Here is a 13,319-nt window from a genome sequence, read left to right on the forward strand (position 1 = left end):
AGCTTGCACCGCTTCGGACGCGACGCCCGCCCGTAGGCCGCCGCATGCGCGCTCGTCGCCCGATACCGCCCTGTCTGCTCGGCATTGCGAGCCAGCTCCCGGGAGATAGTCGACGGGCTACGACCCAACCGGTAGGCGATCGAACGCATCGATTCACCGGACGCCCTGGCAAGCGCGATCTCCTCCCGCTCAGCAAACGTCAAACACCGACCATCCAGGTCGCGTCCCCGCCGCGGACGCACCCCACCAGCGGCGACCAGCCACCGGCGGCCCTGCACCCGATACGTGCCAGCCGCAACCGCCGCATCCGTGACGAAATCCCCCCGCGCCATCGCCACCCAGAACCGCTCATGAACCTCCGCAACCATCCGCAAAGAGAACCGCACCCACAACACCCCTCACCCATCGGGTGTTGCGATCACCGCTCGAACCCGCGGAACCCTGACCGGACATTCGAGCCCGGTCAGGGGGAACCGCTGCGGACGTACGGACATGCTGATGTCCGGACCTTCTCCTTCAGCGGGCCAACTTCAAGCCCACCACGCAACCAATCAGACCCAGCAGAAGAAGCACCTTGATGGTGGTGACTGCCTCATCGCCGGTGGCCATGGCGAAGCCAACCGTGAGAGCTGCGCCTATGCCGACCCACACCGCGTACGCGGTGCCGATGGCTAGTGTTCGCATGGCGTAGGCCAGCCCGACCATGCTGGCGGTGATTGCGAGCAGGAAGACGATGGACGGCGCTACCCGTGTGAATCCCTCGGTCTTTCCGAGAGCGACCGCCCAGACTGCCTCAAAGACACCTGAGATGACGAGTACGAGCCAAGCCATGACCACTCCTCGAGTGGCCGTCTTGTCGCCTTCCGGGTACGGCTCCCTCGTCCGGTGGCCGCTCGCCGGCCTGAGTCGCCAGCCTATCCAGCGCTCGCACATACCGCGGAGCGTGCGCGGTCTCTCTCGTCCCGATGGACTCCCACCACCTCACCTTGTCGATGTCCGCGAGGGGAACCTCCCACGTACGGATAGGGATTCCCCTCGCGGACAGCGCCGCGCGGGCTGGCCAGCCGTGCCGCCGGCCGTGTACGACCCTCGCATTGCTTGGCGGGCAACCCTAGACCTTCCGGATCACGGGTTGCCCTAGACAGTTCTGCGACGTCCAGTGACCATCTGCTCGTGGAGGCCAGGATGTTCATGCGGCGACGATTCTTGCCCATCGCCAGCGGCTGGGTCATTCTCGGTCCGCTGCACCTGAGTGGCTGCAGCCAGCCAGCACACAGCGTGCATTGAGCTATGGCACTGCGGAATCTCGCCAGCGAAGGTTGATGGCCAGACCTGGGAAGTCCCACATCCACCGCCCTTCGACGGTGCCAGCACGCTGCCGAAGAACTTCACCGGGCACGGACCAGCCACGGTGGAGAACTACAACAAACTGGTGTATGTCGACGACGGCGGCGCATCGTGTTCCGACCAGCAGAAGACGTGCCACCTCCACCACCCTGCGCTTAGCGCTCGTGCGAACCGACTCTGCCTGGCGGAGTGTCCGTAAGACGATCGATCAAACGAACGATGCGGCGCGACAGGCCGATCCTTTCGGTGAGGGTGTGCCTGATGCCTGCGGCCAGCGCCGCACCGTCGAGCCGAAGGGGTGGTGTGCCTAGGCTGGAGGTATGGCCGCCGAGCGGGGGCCGACGCTGATCACCTCGGTGCAGCGTGCACTGCGCCTGATGGACGCGGTGAGCCAGCACGAGGGTGGTGCACCGGCCAAGCAACTGGCTCGGGAGACGGGGCTGCCGCTCCCGACGACCTACCACCTGCTGCGCACCCTTGTCCGGGAGGGGTACGTCGCCAAGCTGGAGACGGGCGCATTCGTGCTCGGTGACGCGGTGGAAGCGCTGTGCGGCCGGGGCCGTGGGCAGGCGCTCCGCCGCCGCGTTCGGCCGGTAATGCAGGAGCTGCGAGACGAATTGTCCGCCGCGTCCTATCTCACCTTTTACGAGGATGGTGAGATTCGGGTGGTCGAGATCGTCGATACGCCACGGACGCCACGGGTGGACATGTGGGTCGATTTCGCCGAGGCAGCGCATGCCACCGCCTTGGGCAAGTCCGTGCTGGCCCAGCTGGACGAGCAGAGCCGGCGTGACTTCCTCAGCCGTCATCCACTCGTCGACCTCACCCCCCGCACCATTACGCACTCCGGTGAGCTGCTGCGCCGGCTCGCCTCCTCGGGTCGGGTAATGCTGGACCAGGAGGAGTACCTGCTCGGCACCGTATGCGCCGCCGTCCCGGTGTCGGATGGCACCCGGGTGGGTTCGCTGGGAATTTCGTTGCGCCCGGGCCGGCTCCGGCGGATTCTCGCGGCGGATAGGCATCTGGTCACCGCCGCCGATCAGGTGACCCGTACGTTCTCGCTCAGCATGTGAAAAGACCGGCCTTGGCAGGCCAGCCCGCCCCTGGTGTCCTGGAGACCGACCTCGGGCGCGCACACAGGTAATCACGGGAGCGGAACGACATCATTCCCCATCAGGGCATCCCCGCCACGGACGGGGCGGGTCCCAGGCAGCGCATACACAGTCTTCGATGGACAAACGGTGATCGGCTCCAGCCCGCCGCGAGGCTGTGCCTCCAGATTCTCGCCCTCGCCGCAGTCTGGTACGTGGCTGCGCGGCTGGGTCTGCTGGCCGGCACGATCAACGGCAACGTCAGCCCGTTCTGGCCGCCGACCGGGGTGAGCCTGGCAGCGCTCGTCATTTTCGGTGGTCGGGTCTGGCCGGGGATCACGCTGGCAGCAATCCCGATCGAGCTGACTCTCCTTCCGGCAGCCCCTGCCTTGATGTCGGCCGCTGGTGACACTCTTGCCCCGGTCTGCGCCTATCTGCTGCTGCGGCGGGCCGGGTTCCGGCTTGAGCTGGACAGGCTCAAAGACGCCCTTGCCTTGGTGTTTCTCGGTGCCTTTGCTGGGATGCTCGTCAGCGCCACCCTGGGCACGGTGATCCGACTTGTGGCCAGCGAGATCCCGGCCGGTGGTTTCTGGTCGGCCTGGCTGGTGTGGTGGACCGGCGACGTCATGGGCGTTCTCGTGGTGGTACCGCTGCTTCTCACGCTCCGAACGCTCCACCTGCCGCGTTCGGTCAGCTGCCGCCGAGGGGCCGAGTACACGGTGCTGCTCACGGCATCGTCCGTCGTCGCTGTCCTAGGAGTCCATTACGACGCCCTATACCTTGCGTTCCCGATCATCGTGTGGGCTGCGCTGAGGTTCCAACTCACCGGTGCGGCTCCGTGCGCGTTGATCGTGTCGGTCGTGACCATCGACGCCGCCATCCGCGGAAGCGGACCGTTCGCTGGCCAGGACCTGCTGATGCGGATGCCCAGCCTGCAGATCTATAACGGTGCCCTGGTGCTCACCGCCCTGCTCATGGCAGTGATCATCCGCGACCGCGACCGGTCCCGCTTCGAAGTCGACCGCACCATCACCCGGCTCACCGAAGTCATCGACCACATCGACGGAGCAGACAGACCAACACTCAAGCAGGTCGCGAAAGACCATGACCTGGACCGCGATTGAGAAGTAACCCCTGAGCTCGTTGGAGCTTGGCGGTCGCGCTTGGCCCGGGTGACGACCCGGGACCGCGAGACGCTTGCGGAGCGGGATGTACAGCTGCATGAACCCCGCACACGCCGCGTCCGTATGGGGACCACAGTTCGGATTGTGGACGGGCCTTGGGCGTCGTGGATCCTCGGCCTCAGCCTGGTGAGCGGTGGTCTCGACCCAGTCGGTGAGCAGGTCGAGGTCGCCTGAAGCTTGCAGGCTGTCGTCCAGCCCGTCGGAGATCGGTCAGCACAAACAGCAACGAGGACGCCGGCCCGCGGACCGTGACGTCCGCGTCGCCGTGACCGTGCTGCCACGTCGTGCCATCGGGACCGCGTTCATGAACCACTTGCCGGCCTCGCCGAGACTCGGCTCGTTGCTGGCGTGCAGGCGCAAGGTCTGCCCGCTGCCGCGCAGCGCCTCGGCGGAGTCCGGCCGCTGGGCTGCCCATCCCGGCGAGGTCATCATCGCCAGGTGATCGGTGATCGCATCGGCGGCGAGCTCGGCGTCGAGCTGGTAGACCACGCCAGCGGTGGCGGCCGCGCCGGCCCGTGAATGATCGTCTCCGCGAGGACCCGGCGCAGCCAAAACCGTGTCCCCGACAGGCCGTCACCCGCCGGGTTCCACACCGGCGCGTCCGCGTCGGCATCGACGCAGGCCGCACCCAGCCGCGATGCGCCCTCGGCCAGCCACGACGCCCATGCGTCCTGGTCGGCAGGCAGCGCCGCGACCGACGTGGGCAGCTGCGACGGGTCCGACACCCGCTTCTCGACGATCGAGGCAACCCAATGCTGTGTCTGACCAACATGCTCGACAAGCTGGCTCAAGGTCCACTCCGGGCACCTCGGCACCGCTGCATCGACCACAGCGCCACGCGCGGCCTCAGCCAACTGCGCGATCTGATCCACCAATCCCTGCCCGTACCGTTCCAGCGTCAGCTCGATCACCGCCCGCAACCTCTCATCGCTCGTGTTCACGCGTGGTCAGTAGGTCAGACTCGTCCGCGACGAAAGTCATCGCGTGAGCGGAGAGAACGTCCACAAGGGTCCCTTCCGCGTACGGATGGGGATCCTCACCGGACGGCGGAATGAATCGCGATCGGGAGGGCTGGGTGGGGGTTGTGTTACTTCCGCGGGCATACTAGCTTAGCAACTAAGCGAGATTGTGAGGGGAACCCGCCATGGCTGAGTCCGCGCCAGGGAGCAGCGAGGGGCTGGTGGAAGAGATCATCGGCCCGCTGGCTCGGCGATACAGCACCGCCACCGTGCTGTTCCACCACGCCATCGCGGAACGGCTCGGGCTTGGCCCAACCGACCACAAGTGCCTAGACCTACTCTACGAGCGCGGATCGATGACCGGCAGCGAGCTGGCGGCTGTCACCGGCTTGACCAGCGGCGCGGTCACCGGCGTGGTCGCGAGGCTGGAACGAGCGGGCCACCTGCACCGCGAGCCCGACCCGCACGACCGGCGCAAACAGATCCTGCGTCCCGCGGCCGACGGGGCGCGAGACATTGCCAACCTGTTCGACCAGATCCAGGCCGACGCGGTCGAGTTGGTGGGCGGATTCGACGACCACCAGCTCGCCGCGATCGCCGAGTTCCTGGCCCGCAGCACCCAATTCGCTTACCAGCGGGCGGCGCTGCTGCGCACCCACGCGCTATCCGGCGGCGACCGTAGCCGCGGCGTCAGGACCACCGAAGGGGCGCCATGACCGACAACGACCAACTCACCGCTCTGTTCAACAGGATGTGCCAGGCATGGACCGACGGCGACGCCGACGCGTACGGAGCCTGCTTCACTGACGACTGCGACTACGTCTCTTTCGACGGCAGCCGTGCCCAAGGACGCAGGCCGATGGTCGACGCGCACAACAAGCTGTTCCGCGGTGTGCTTTTCGGCAGCGGCCTCGTCGGGGAGGTCGAGTCGATCCGTCACCTCAGCGGCGACGTGGCGCTGCTGTACGGCACCGGCTCAGTACTCACGGCGTGGCGTTCACGGCCACCGAGGAGGCGCCTGACCCTCAACACCCTCGTCGCTGTCCGGACCAGCGAAGGTTGGCGATTCACCGCCATCCACAACGGCCGGATACGTCCGCTGCGCATCCCCGAACCGGACTCGTTCCCCGCACGGGCCAACCGGGCGCTGGTACGCGCCTCCCGCATCCTCGGCGTCGGCCGGGCGCAGAAGGCCCAACGGGCCGCGAAGACGGCGCGGTAACTTGCCGCCTCCGCGTCTCAGTACCGGATCCACAAACGGACACGATTGGCCGGCTGCCGGCGGGCCTTGACGTACGCGGGTACTTCGGCGGGAGAGTGTAGTGCCGAACTGTTGACCGGTTGGCGACTCATCGGAGGCGGTCACGCAGGGCCGCCTGGATCTCGTTGATCCGGTCCAGCACCACGAGGGCGGCCTCGTGGCGAGCTCGGCCGTACGCCAGGAGGGATGCGTCGACCACGCGTGGGTTGTCAAGTGGCTCCGTGAGCGTGTAGAGCGAGGCCAGCGTCCATGCGCAGCCAACCGCGACCGCGGACACGAGGTCGTCCAACCGAGCCGCGGGGTGCTCCTCCCGGTAGGCGGCGAGTAGTTCGGGAAGCCCCCTGACCCATTGGTCGCCTGCGAGGATGATCTTGGGATCGCATCCAATCCTGCGTAGCCGGTGCCATATGCCTCGCCCGGGGCACCTCGTCACGAAACCTCGCGCGGATGGGTACGCCGATGGTGTCGGAACAGAGCCACGGACAGACAAGCTGCCGTGCCAACCGTCGAGCGATCATGCTCTTACCGGTGCCGGGGAAGCCGCCGACGACGACAAGTGTCGGTGCCTTCGTGCTCATCCGACGGAGAGTACGGGCCGGTCACGCGGCGAGCCAGCACACCCGTCCCGAGCAGGGACCCGCGTCCTCACTAATGCGGTCAAGGGACACAGTGTCGGCGGCAGGCGCTGTGCAGCCTGCCCGTGTCCGTCATACGACGGACGCAAAGGTTCCTGCCCTGATAGTGCTGTCCTGGCGCTGGCCGACCGAGGGTGACCTATCAGCTGGCGTTCACCGCCTCCGGAGGCTGATCAAAGTGCGGCATGGGCTTCACGGCGGGACTGGTGGCGACCGACACGGGCAAGACGGTGTACTCCGACTCCGCCGGGTCAGTCGCCAAGAAGTGAGCCACCCTCGTCGACAGCAGCTCCGCGCGGCTGCGCTTCACGTCACCGCCCTGCGAGCATGGGCCGGTCGGGGCGCGGTGAGGCTCGCCAACCATGAGGCGACGAGCCGGGCCACGTTGATGGGAGTCACAGCTGCCACGCAGACAGCGACCGGGCCCAAGATCTGGCCGACGCCGCGAGAAGATCCCATTACCCCGCCACCAGTTGAGTGTGGTCGCGAAGCCGGTCAGCGCCGATGCGTCATGGTGCCGCGGCAGGCACGGTCCACGGCGGCCACCGCGCGTCACCCACGGCGGCCGGTATGCCCGGCCGAGGTGGCCTGCGACGCATAGCGCAGCAGGCGGGCCCCGTCGCTGAACCATAGGTTGCCGACGTCGTCCTGGTCGAGGCGGCGGGTGCCGCTCGGCCGGATGACGAGCACCTTGAACGACCGCGGGTCGATCCGGAGCAGCTGGCCGTCACTTGACACGTAGACGTACCCGTCGGGGTTGACGTGGAGCTCGTCCTGCCAGTGGGAGGATCCACCTGGCAGATCCTTGCGCCGGACGACCGTCCGCAGGGCTGGGTCGAAGACGAAGAGCGTCCCGCCGGCAAGTCCCCACAACCGCCTATCCGGGCCTTCGATGAGGGAGTCGATGGCGCCCGCCTCCCTGACCGGCGTGTACTCCGCGGTCTTCTCCCCGGTCGCCAGATCGACGGCGAAGAGCTTCGCCTCGGTCGCCTTCGGCGTCGTTCCGCCACCGCCGGCGATGGAGGATCCGCCCCAGAGTGTGACGCCGACCACCGCCAGGGACACGACCGCCTGATCGGTAACGATGTTGCGCCGCACCGTATAGCTCTCGGTCGCGAAGTCATAGGCGGTGAGGGCCCCGCCCCACTGTCCGTAGTCAGGGGTGCTTCCCACGTAGAGGGTGTCCGGCGTTCCCGTGATCGCCACCGGGCGGTTCTGCCCGTGGTCGTTCTGGAGGCGGAACAGATCCCGGGGATTGGTGCCGAGGGAGTACGGCTGGCTCGGGTCGTACACCCACACTCCGCCGTACGGATAGACGCCCGCGTACAGCAGCCCGTCATGCCAGCCGAAACCGTCGGCCTGGCCGAGCCGGCCCAGCGTGGTGACGGTTTCCGTGGCCGGGTCGAACGACGCCATGTTGCCGTTGATGAAGAGGTTCGAGTAGACCTTGCCGTCTGGTCCGGCCGTAACGTTGGCGATGTCGATCGCCTGCGGCGGGAACGGCAACGTGAAGCTCTCGTGGGTGCCCGCATCAGGGTCGTACCACAGCGCCTGACCGGCGTAGTTGCCGATCGCGGCGTACAGCACGCCGTTGATGAACCCCCAGCCGACACCCGCGCCGGTCGCGATCGGCTGCCCGCTCGCGTCGAGCGCGGGGGCCGGAGCTTCGGTGGTGAGGTCGTATCGCCACAGCTGTCCGGACGAGGTGAAGTAGACCGACTCGCCGTCGGGTGCCAGCGGTGAAGTACCCCGCGACGTCATCGTGAAGCCGTCGGCGATCACGTCGCCGGTGTCCGGGTCGAGGACGAACGCCGTGCCCTTCTGGCTCAGCTTGACGAACAACCGGCCGCTGACGAGGTTGATGTCGTACGGGTAGCTGGGGGCGTCGCGGTACTGCTCGGGCAGGATGTCCCGCTTCTCGCCGGTGGTGAGGTCGAGCCGGACGAGGTGTCCGGCCGATCCGATCGCCGCCCAGAGGATGTTCCGTTCGGGGTCGACCGCGGTGTCGACGGCGTAGAACTGACCCTCGAACATCGGCCCGAAGTCCCGCGCGCCCTCGGCTGGTGAGTACGAGAAGGTGTGGGCGCCGGAATAGGTGCCGCCATAGACACGGCCGTCGATTCCGGGCCGGAGTCCATAGAGGTAGGTCTGTCCCGCGGCCGGCGTGCCGAGGTCGACCACCTCGTCGGTGCTCGGGTTGTACTGGTAGAGGCGGCCTTCGTAATAGGTGCCGGCGTAGACGAGTCCGTCGCTGGCCTGGGTGATGCCCCAACCGCCCGACGACCCGGCGAGCGGGATGGTCCTGAGGAGTTCCCGGCTGATCGGGTCGATCACGGAGATGACTCCCGGCGTTCCCATCTGGATGCCGTAGAACACGGGCTTTCCGTCGCCGTCGCTGCCGAGATGGGCCTCGTGCAGCGTCAGCGCCGTACTCAACACACCGAAGTCGGTGACGATGCCCGGTGGGGTCGGCGCCGCCCACGCCTTCGGCGGCGCCGCTGTGATGGCGCCCAGTCCGACTGCGCTCGCCCCGGCCACACCCACACCTCGGAGGAAGTCCCGCCGTGTCGCTGCCGGCCGGGATCGCGATGGCTCAACCTCGTTCATGGTCTGCCCTTCTCAGCGCCACCACTGGGCGCGGGTCCGCGGCGAATCCTGTCGTCTGACGTCGGCGACAGTATGGCGATCACCCGATTTACGGTCAAGACCACAAGTGTCGGCGATCACGGGGTTGAGGAAGATCGGTACAGCGACTAGCGCTAACGATGATCTTGTGAACGGGGCAGCGGCGGGCGGCTGAATCGTGCGGGCCGTTCACATAGCGATCCTTTTGCGGACAGCCACGACCGTGCGGCAGTTGGCATCCGAGCTAGTGGGACCCTCGGGGAGGGAGCCAACCGCGGTGGACGTCTCAGGTGTGGGTGCGGAGGGGGGACCACCATCCGGTGATGGCGCTGACGGTGACCGCGGTGGCGGAGATCACGAGCGCCAGGCGTACGTCGACGATCTCGGCCAGTCCGCCGGCGGCGAGCGCACCGAGCGGCGTGCCGCCCCAGGCGACCATCCGAGCCGTGGTGTTCACCCGGCCCTGGAGCCGGTCGGGGGTGAGTCGCTGGCGGGCGGTGATGCCGTTGAGGATGACCAGGGTGCTCGCTGTACTCCACAGCAGCAGCGGCACGATCAGCCGGCCGGGCCCTGGTGCGGCCGCCACGGCGAGCACCGCGACAGGGCAGGCGGTCAGCCCGGCCAAGGTGATCGTGCCGATCCGGATCCGGCCGCTCAACCGTGGGAGTGCCAGCGCCGCCAGCAAACCACCGAGGGCGACGGCCGCCAGCAGGATGCCGTACCACCGCCCGTCCGCGGGTAGGTCCAGTGTGTCGACGACGAGTACGACCAGCAGCGCGGTGACCGCCCCGCCGGTCAGGGAGTTTCCGATGCCGAGCAACGTCAGGGACCGGATCAGCGGCTGACCGAACAGGAACCGCAGTCCTTCGGCGATGTCCGCGCACACGGTGCCGGTGCGCGCCGGTGCGGAGTCATCAGCGGTCCGCGCGGGATCCATCGAGCGGCCGATAAGGGCGAGGAGGAGCCCGGCGGCGACGTACGATCCGGCGTCCAGGGCGAGCGCCCGTGGTGCTCCCAGCACCGAAACGAGGAGCCCACCCAGCGCTGGTGCGCCGACACCGAGCAGCGTGGTGACGGTCCAGATCGCGCTGTTGGCCGCCACGATCCGGTCGGTACCGACCAGCGTCGGCAGTGCGCCGAAAGCTGCCGCGTCGAACCAGACAAAGCTGGTCGCTACCACCGCGGCGACCGTCACCATGTGGGCGGTGTGGAGCTCGCCGATCGTCGCTGCGGCCGGCACGCTCGCCAGCGCGACGGCCGCACAGGCTTGGGCCGCGACCATCAGCGTCCGGCGGGGGGCGCGGTCGGCCACGGCTCCGGCGAGCAAGCCGAAGAGCAGGTACGGCATCACCTGTACCGCGGCTACCGTCGAGGTCACCAAGGGCGAACCGGAGAGCCGGAACACCAGCAGTGGTAGCGCAACCGCCGAGATCGCCGACCCGAGTACCGCGACGGATCGGGAGGTGAGGAACAGCAGGAAGTCCCGGTCCGAACGGAGCCGGGGCGCCGCCGGGGGTGTGGCGGTCATCGTCGCGGATGCAGGCCGTCGGCGATGGTGCGTACACCCTCGATCGAGGCGAGCGTGCCCGGGGCGAACACGGTGTTTCGTACGGGGACCAACCTGTTCTCCCGAACCGCCGGAGTCTGCGGGAAGGTGCGTCGCAGGTAGCTGATGGTCTGCCGCTGGTGTGCCTTGTCTTGTACGGCGAACACGAACGCTTCGGGGTCGCGTTCGCTCACAACCTCGGGGTTCACCTCGGCGGCGAAAAAGTCGGAGAATCGCGAATCATTCCGGGTGAAGATGTTCTCGCCGCCGCCGAGGCGCAGCATGTCGGCGTCGACGGCCGCCGCGATGGCGGTCAGCTTGCCGGCGTCGGAGTAGACCAGCGCTGTCCGGACCCGCTTTCCGTTCACCTGGTCGGAGACGTCGTCGAGCTCCGCGCGAGCCTTTTTGGCGAGTTCGGCCGCCTGCTGCTCGACGCCGAAGATCCGGCCGAGGTTCTCCAGGTCGGTGAACATGTCTTCGACGGTTCCGTCCGAGCGGCCGGCGAGACAGCCTGCCTTCGCCACGTACGGTGTGGCGCCCACGGCCTGCAGGTCCTTGGTCCCGGCGAAGCCCATCTCGGTGTTGAATTCGAACTCGGTGCCGGAGTAGATGAAGTCCGGCTCCTCGGCGATCAAGACCTCCTTCGCGGGAGGAGAGTCCGGGTCGAGGGACGGGATCGCGGCCACTTCCTCGGCGAGGTCCGGGTCCGGCTCGGAGACCGCGTCTTGGGCTTGGGCCACGATCCGATCGCCGAGGCCGAGTTCGACGAGGAGCTCGGTCTGGCCCGGATAGAGGCTGACCACTCGCTTCGGCCGGGACTCGACGGTCAGCCGGCGGCCGCAGTTTGTCATCCCGACCGGGTAGCCGTCGGAGCCGCGGGAGCCGGCCCGCTGTGCTTGACCCGATCCGGAGGACTCGGTGTAGTTCACGCTGCCGCAGGCGGTGGCGAGCGCCAGCACAACAAACAGGGCAAGGGTTTGGGGCCGCGTTGTCACAGGGCTACTTCCTTCGTGGGTACGGGTGATTCGCAACGTGGCGGGGAATCGGCCTGGTCGAAGGCCAGCAAGAGCCGGCCGGTACGTGGATGGGTGAGGACGTCGACACTGATCCGGTAGACCTCCGCGAGTCGTTCGGGGGTGAGTACCTGCTCGGGTGTGCCGGCGACCCGAAGGCGGCCGCCTTGGAGCAGCGCCAGTCGGTCGCAGTAGCTGGCCGCTAACGTCAGGTCGTGCAGGGCGACGAGCACCGTGATCGCCAGCGATCGCACCATCGCCATCAGGTCGAGCTGGTGGGCGATGTCGAGGTGGTTGGTCGGCTCGTCGAGCAGCAGCACCTGGGGTTGCTGACACAGCGCCCTGGCTAGCAGTACCCGCTGCCGCTCGCCTCCAGACAGGGTGGGGAACGGGCGCTCGGCCAGGTCGGCGGAGCCGACCCGCTCGAGGCAGGCATGGGCAAGGTCCAGGTCGCAGGCGGGTACGCCCCAACTCGTACGGCGGTGGGGAATCCGACCGAGCAGCACCACATCCAGGACCCGCAGCTCCAGGGCGGTGGTGTGATCCTGCGTCAGTACCGCGGACCGCTGCGCCACCTCCCGCGGCCGGGCCCGCCACACATCGAGTCCGGCCAGCTGGACCCGACCCTCGGCGGTGCTGCGCGCTCACCGGTGGCGGACGGCCGAAAACTCCGCCGGCTACCTGTTGCCCTTGCTTGAACCCGGGATGTCCGTACTCGATGTCGGCTGCGGCCCGGGAACGATAACGGTCGATCTTGCGGCGAGAGTGTCCCCCGGTCGTGTGACCGCACTTGAGGTCACAGACGCTGCCTTGGCGCTGGCACGTTCCGAGGCTCGTGCTCGGGATGTGTCCAACATCGACTTCGTGGTCGCTGATGTTCACAACCTCGACCTGGCAAAGGACGATTTCGATGTCGTCCACGCCCACCAGGTGCTTCAGCACGTCGCGGATCCCGTCCAGGCGTTGAGAGAAATGAGGCGGGTCTGCGTGCCCGGCGGGATCGTCGCGGCACGCGACAGCGACTACGCGGCGTTCAGCTGGTTCCCCGCCCTCTCCGGGCTGGATGACTGGCTGTCGTTGTATCGCACGGCCGCCCGGGCTAACGGGGGTGAACCAGACGCTGGTCGGCGCCTGACAGCCTGGGCGCGTGCCGCAGGGTTTACCAACGTCACGGCCGGCTCCAGCACGTGGTGCTTCGCAACACCCGACGATCGCGCATGGTGGGGTGGAATGTGGGCCGATCGAGTCGTTGCCTCTGACCTCGCTCGTCAACTCGTTCGCGACGGCCTTGCAGACCAGTCCGGACTTGATGCGTTAGCCGACGCTTGGCGGCAGTGGGCCAGCGACGACGATGGCTGGTTCTCGGTGCTGCACGGCGAGATCACCTGCACCGCCTAATTCGCCAGACCGAAGGCGCCAGCGCGGGGCGCGCCCCGGCCGCCGACCTGACGCCCATCCCAAGAAGGGCCATTCGGAAATCCAAGGGAAGCATCCAGTCGTCTCGCAGCTTGTTCGGTTGCGGAACCTCCCGCGTACGGATGGGGATCGGCGGATTCTGGCGGTGGTCGCAACACGGCTGCTTGTTGGGGCGAGCGTAGCGAACGGAAACGGAACGGCCGGGTCGCAGTGGCGTCAAGGAGAAGGCCGTGGCCGCCCGA

General features: G+C 67.7%; 14 protein-coding genes and 1 riboswitch. Of the genes, 6 read left to right on the plus strand and 8 right to left on the minus strand.

Annotated elements, in window-relative coordinates:
* On the minus strand, positions 1-368 hold a 368-nt coding region (locus tag ABN028_RS34225; RefSeq protein WP_349699508.1), incomplete at its 3' end, for a helix-turn-helix domain-containing protein.
* A 148-nt stretch (positions 369-516) separates the two neighbouring features.
* Entirely contained in the window at positions 517-831 is a 315-nt protein-coding gene (locus ABN028_RS34230) for a DMT family transporter (RefSeq protein ID WP_349699509.1), read from the minus strand.
* 12 nt (positions 832-843) lie between these two features.
* A riboswitch (guanidine-III (ykkC-III) riboswitch) is annotated at positions 844-907 on the minus strand.
* Between the two features lie 760 nt (positions 908-1,667).
* Here ABN028_RS34230 and ABN028_RS34235 point away from each other — a divergent pair.
* From ABN028_RS34235 to ABN028_RS34245, 3 genes are all read left to right on the plus strand, one after another.
* On the plus strand, positions 1,668-2,420 hold the full coding sequence (locus ABN028_RS34235; protein WP_349699510.1) for an IclR family transcriptional regulator: 753 nt from the start codon (positions 1,668-1,670) through the stop codon (positions 2,418-2,420).
* Positions 2,421-2,626: 206 nt separating this feature from the next.
* Positions 2,627-3,562, plus strand: a complete 936-nt coding sequence (locus tag ABN028_RS34240) for an MASE1 domain-containing protein (protein ID WP_349699521.1) — start codon at positions 2,627-2,629, stop codon at positions 3,560-3,562.
* 364 nt (positions 3,563-3,926) lie between these two features.
* A complete protein-coding gene (locus tag ABN028_RS34245) occupies positions 3,927-4,064 on the plus strand; it encodes a hypothetical protein (RefSeq protein ID WP_349699511.1) in 138 nt (45 codons plus the stop codon).
* On the opposite strand, the gene ABN028_RS34250 is transcribed toward ABN028_RS34245, so the two are convergent.
* A complete protein-coding gene (locus tag ABN028_RS34250; protein WP_349699512.1) occupies positions 4,051-4,563 on the minus strand; it encodes a maleylpyruvate isomerase N-terminal domain-containing protein in 513 nt (170 codons plus the stop codon). The two genes, ABN028_RS34245 and ABN028_RS34250, sit on opposite strands and share 14 nt — an antisense overlap.
* Positions 4,564-4,802: 239 nt before the next feature.
* Between ABN028_RS34250 and ABN028_RS34255 the strand changes: the two genes are divergently transcribed.
* Positions 4,803-5,297 carry a MarR family winged helix-turn-helix transcriptional regulator gene (locus ABN028_RS34255; protein WP_349699513.1) on the plus strand — a complete coding sequence of 165 codons (495 nt, stop codon included), beginning with the start codon at positions 4,803-4,805 and terminating at the stop codon, positions 5,295-5,297.
* The gene (locus ABN028_RS34260) at positions 5,294-5,803 is read left to right on the plus strand and encodes an SgcJ/EcaC family oxidoreductase (protein ID WP_349699514.1); all 510 of its coding nucleotides are present in this window, start codon (positions 5,294-5,296) and stop codon (positions 5,801-5,803) included. Before ABN028_RS34255 ends, ABN028_RS34260 begins: the two co-directional genes overlap by 4 nt.
* Before the next feature lie 127 nt (positions 5,804-5,930).
* On the opposite strand, the gene ABN028_RS34265 is transcribed toward ABN028_RS34260, so the two are convergent.
* The 5 genes from ABN028_RS34265 to ABN028_RS34285 all read right to left on the minus strand — a co-directional run bounded on the left by ABN028_RS34265 (position 5,931) and on the right by ABN028_RS34285 (position 12,236).
* A complete protein-coding gene (locus ABN028_RS34265; RefSeq protein ID WP_349699515.1) occupies positions 5,931-6,275 on the minus strand; it encodes a hypothetical protein in 345 nt (114 codons plus the stop codon).
* A 754-nt stretch (positions 6,276-7,029) separates the two neighbouring features.
* Positions 7,030-9,084 (minus strand): twin-arginine translocation signal domain-containing protein, encoded by a 2,055-nt coding sequence (locus ABN028_RS34270; RefSeq protein ID WP_349699516.1) that lies wholly within the window; start codon positions 9,082-9,084, stop codon positions 7,030-7,032.
* A gap of 304 nt (positions 9,085-9,388) precedes the next feature.
* Positions 9,389-10,630, minus strand: coding sequence for an MFS transporter (locus ABN028_RS34275; protein WP_349699517.1), 1,242 nt, complete (start codon positions 10,628-10,630; stop codon positions 9,389-9,391).
* Complete coding sequence (locus ABN028_RS34280) at positions 10,627-11,643, minus strand: ABC transporter substrate-binding protein (RefSeq protein WP_349699518.1); 1,017 nt, start codon at positions 11,641-11,643, stop codon at positions 10,627-10,629. The genes ABN028_RS34275 and ABN028_RS34280 overlap by 4 nt, the downstream gene beginning before the upstream one ends.
* The gene (locus ABN028_RS34285; protein ID WP_349699519.1) at positions 11,640-12,236 is read right to left on the minus strand and encodes an ABC transporter ATP-binding protein; all 597 of its coding nucleotides are present in this window, start codon (positions 12,234-12,236) and stop codon (positions 11,640-11,642) included. The genes ABN028_RS34280 and ABN028_RS34285 overlap by 4 nt, the downstream gene beginning before the upstream one ends.
* A 58-nt stretch (positions 12,237-12,294) precedes the next feature.
* On the opposite strand from ABN028_RS34285, the gene ABN028_RS34290 reads away from it, so the two are divergent.
* Positions 12,295-13,059, plus strand: a complete 765-nt coding sequence (locus ABN028_RS34290; RefSeq protein WP_349699520.1) for a methyltransferase domain-containing protein — start codon at positions 12,295-12,297, stop codon at positions 13,057-13,059.
* Positions 13,060-13,319 lie beyond the last annotated feature (260 nt).

Origin of the sequence: Actinopolymorpha sp. B17G11 (assembly GCF_040196095.1) — a bacterium.
Taxonomy (GTDB): domain Bacteria; phylum Actinomycetota; class Actinomycetes; order Propionibacteriales; family Actinopolymorphaceae; genus Thermasporomyces.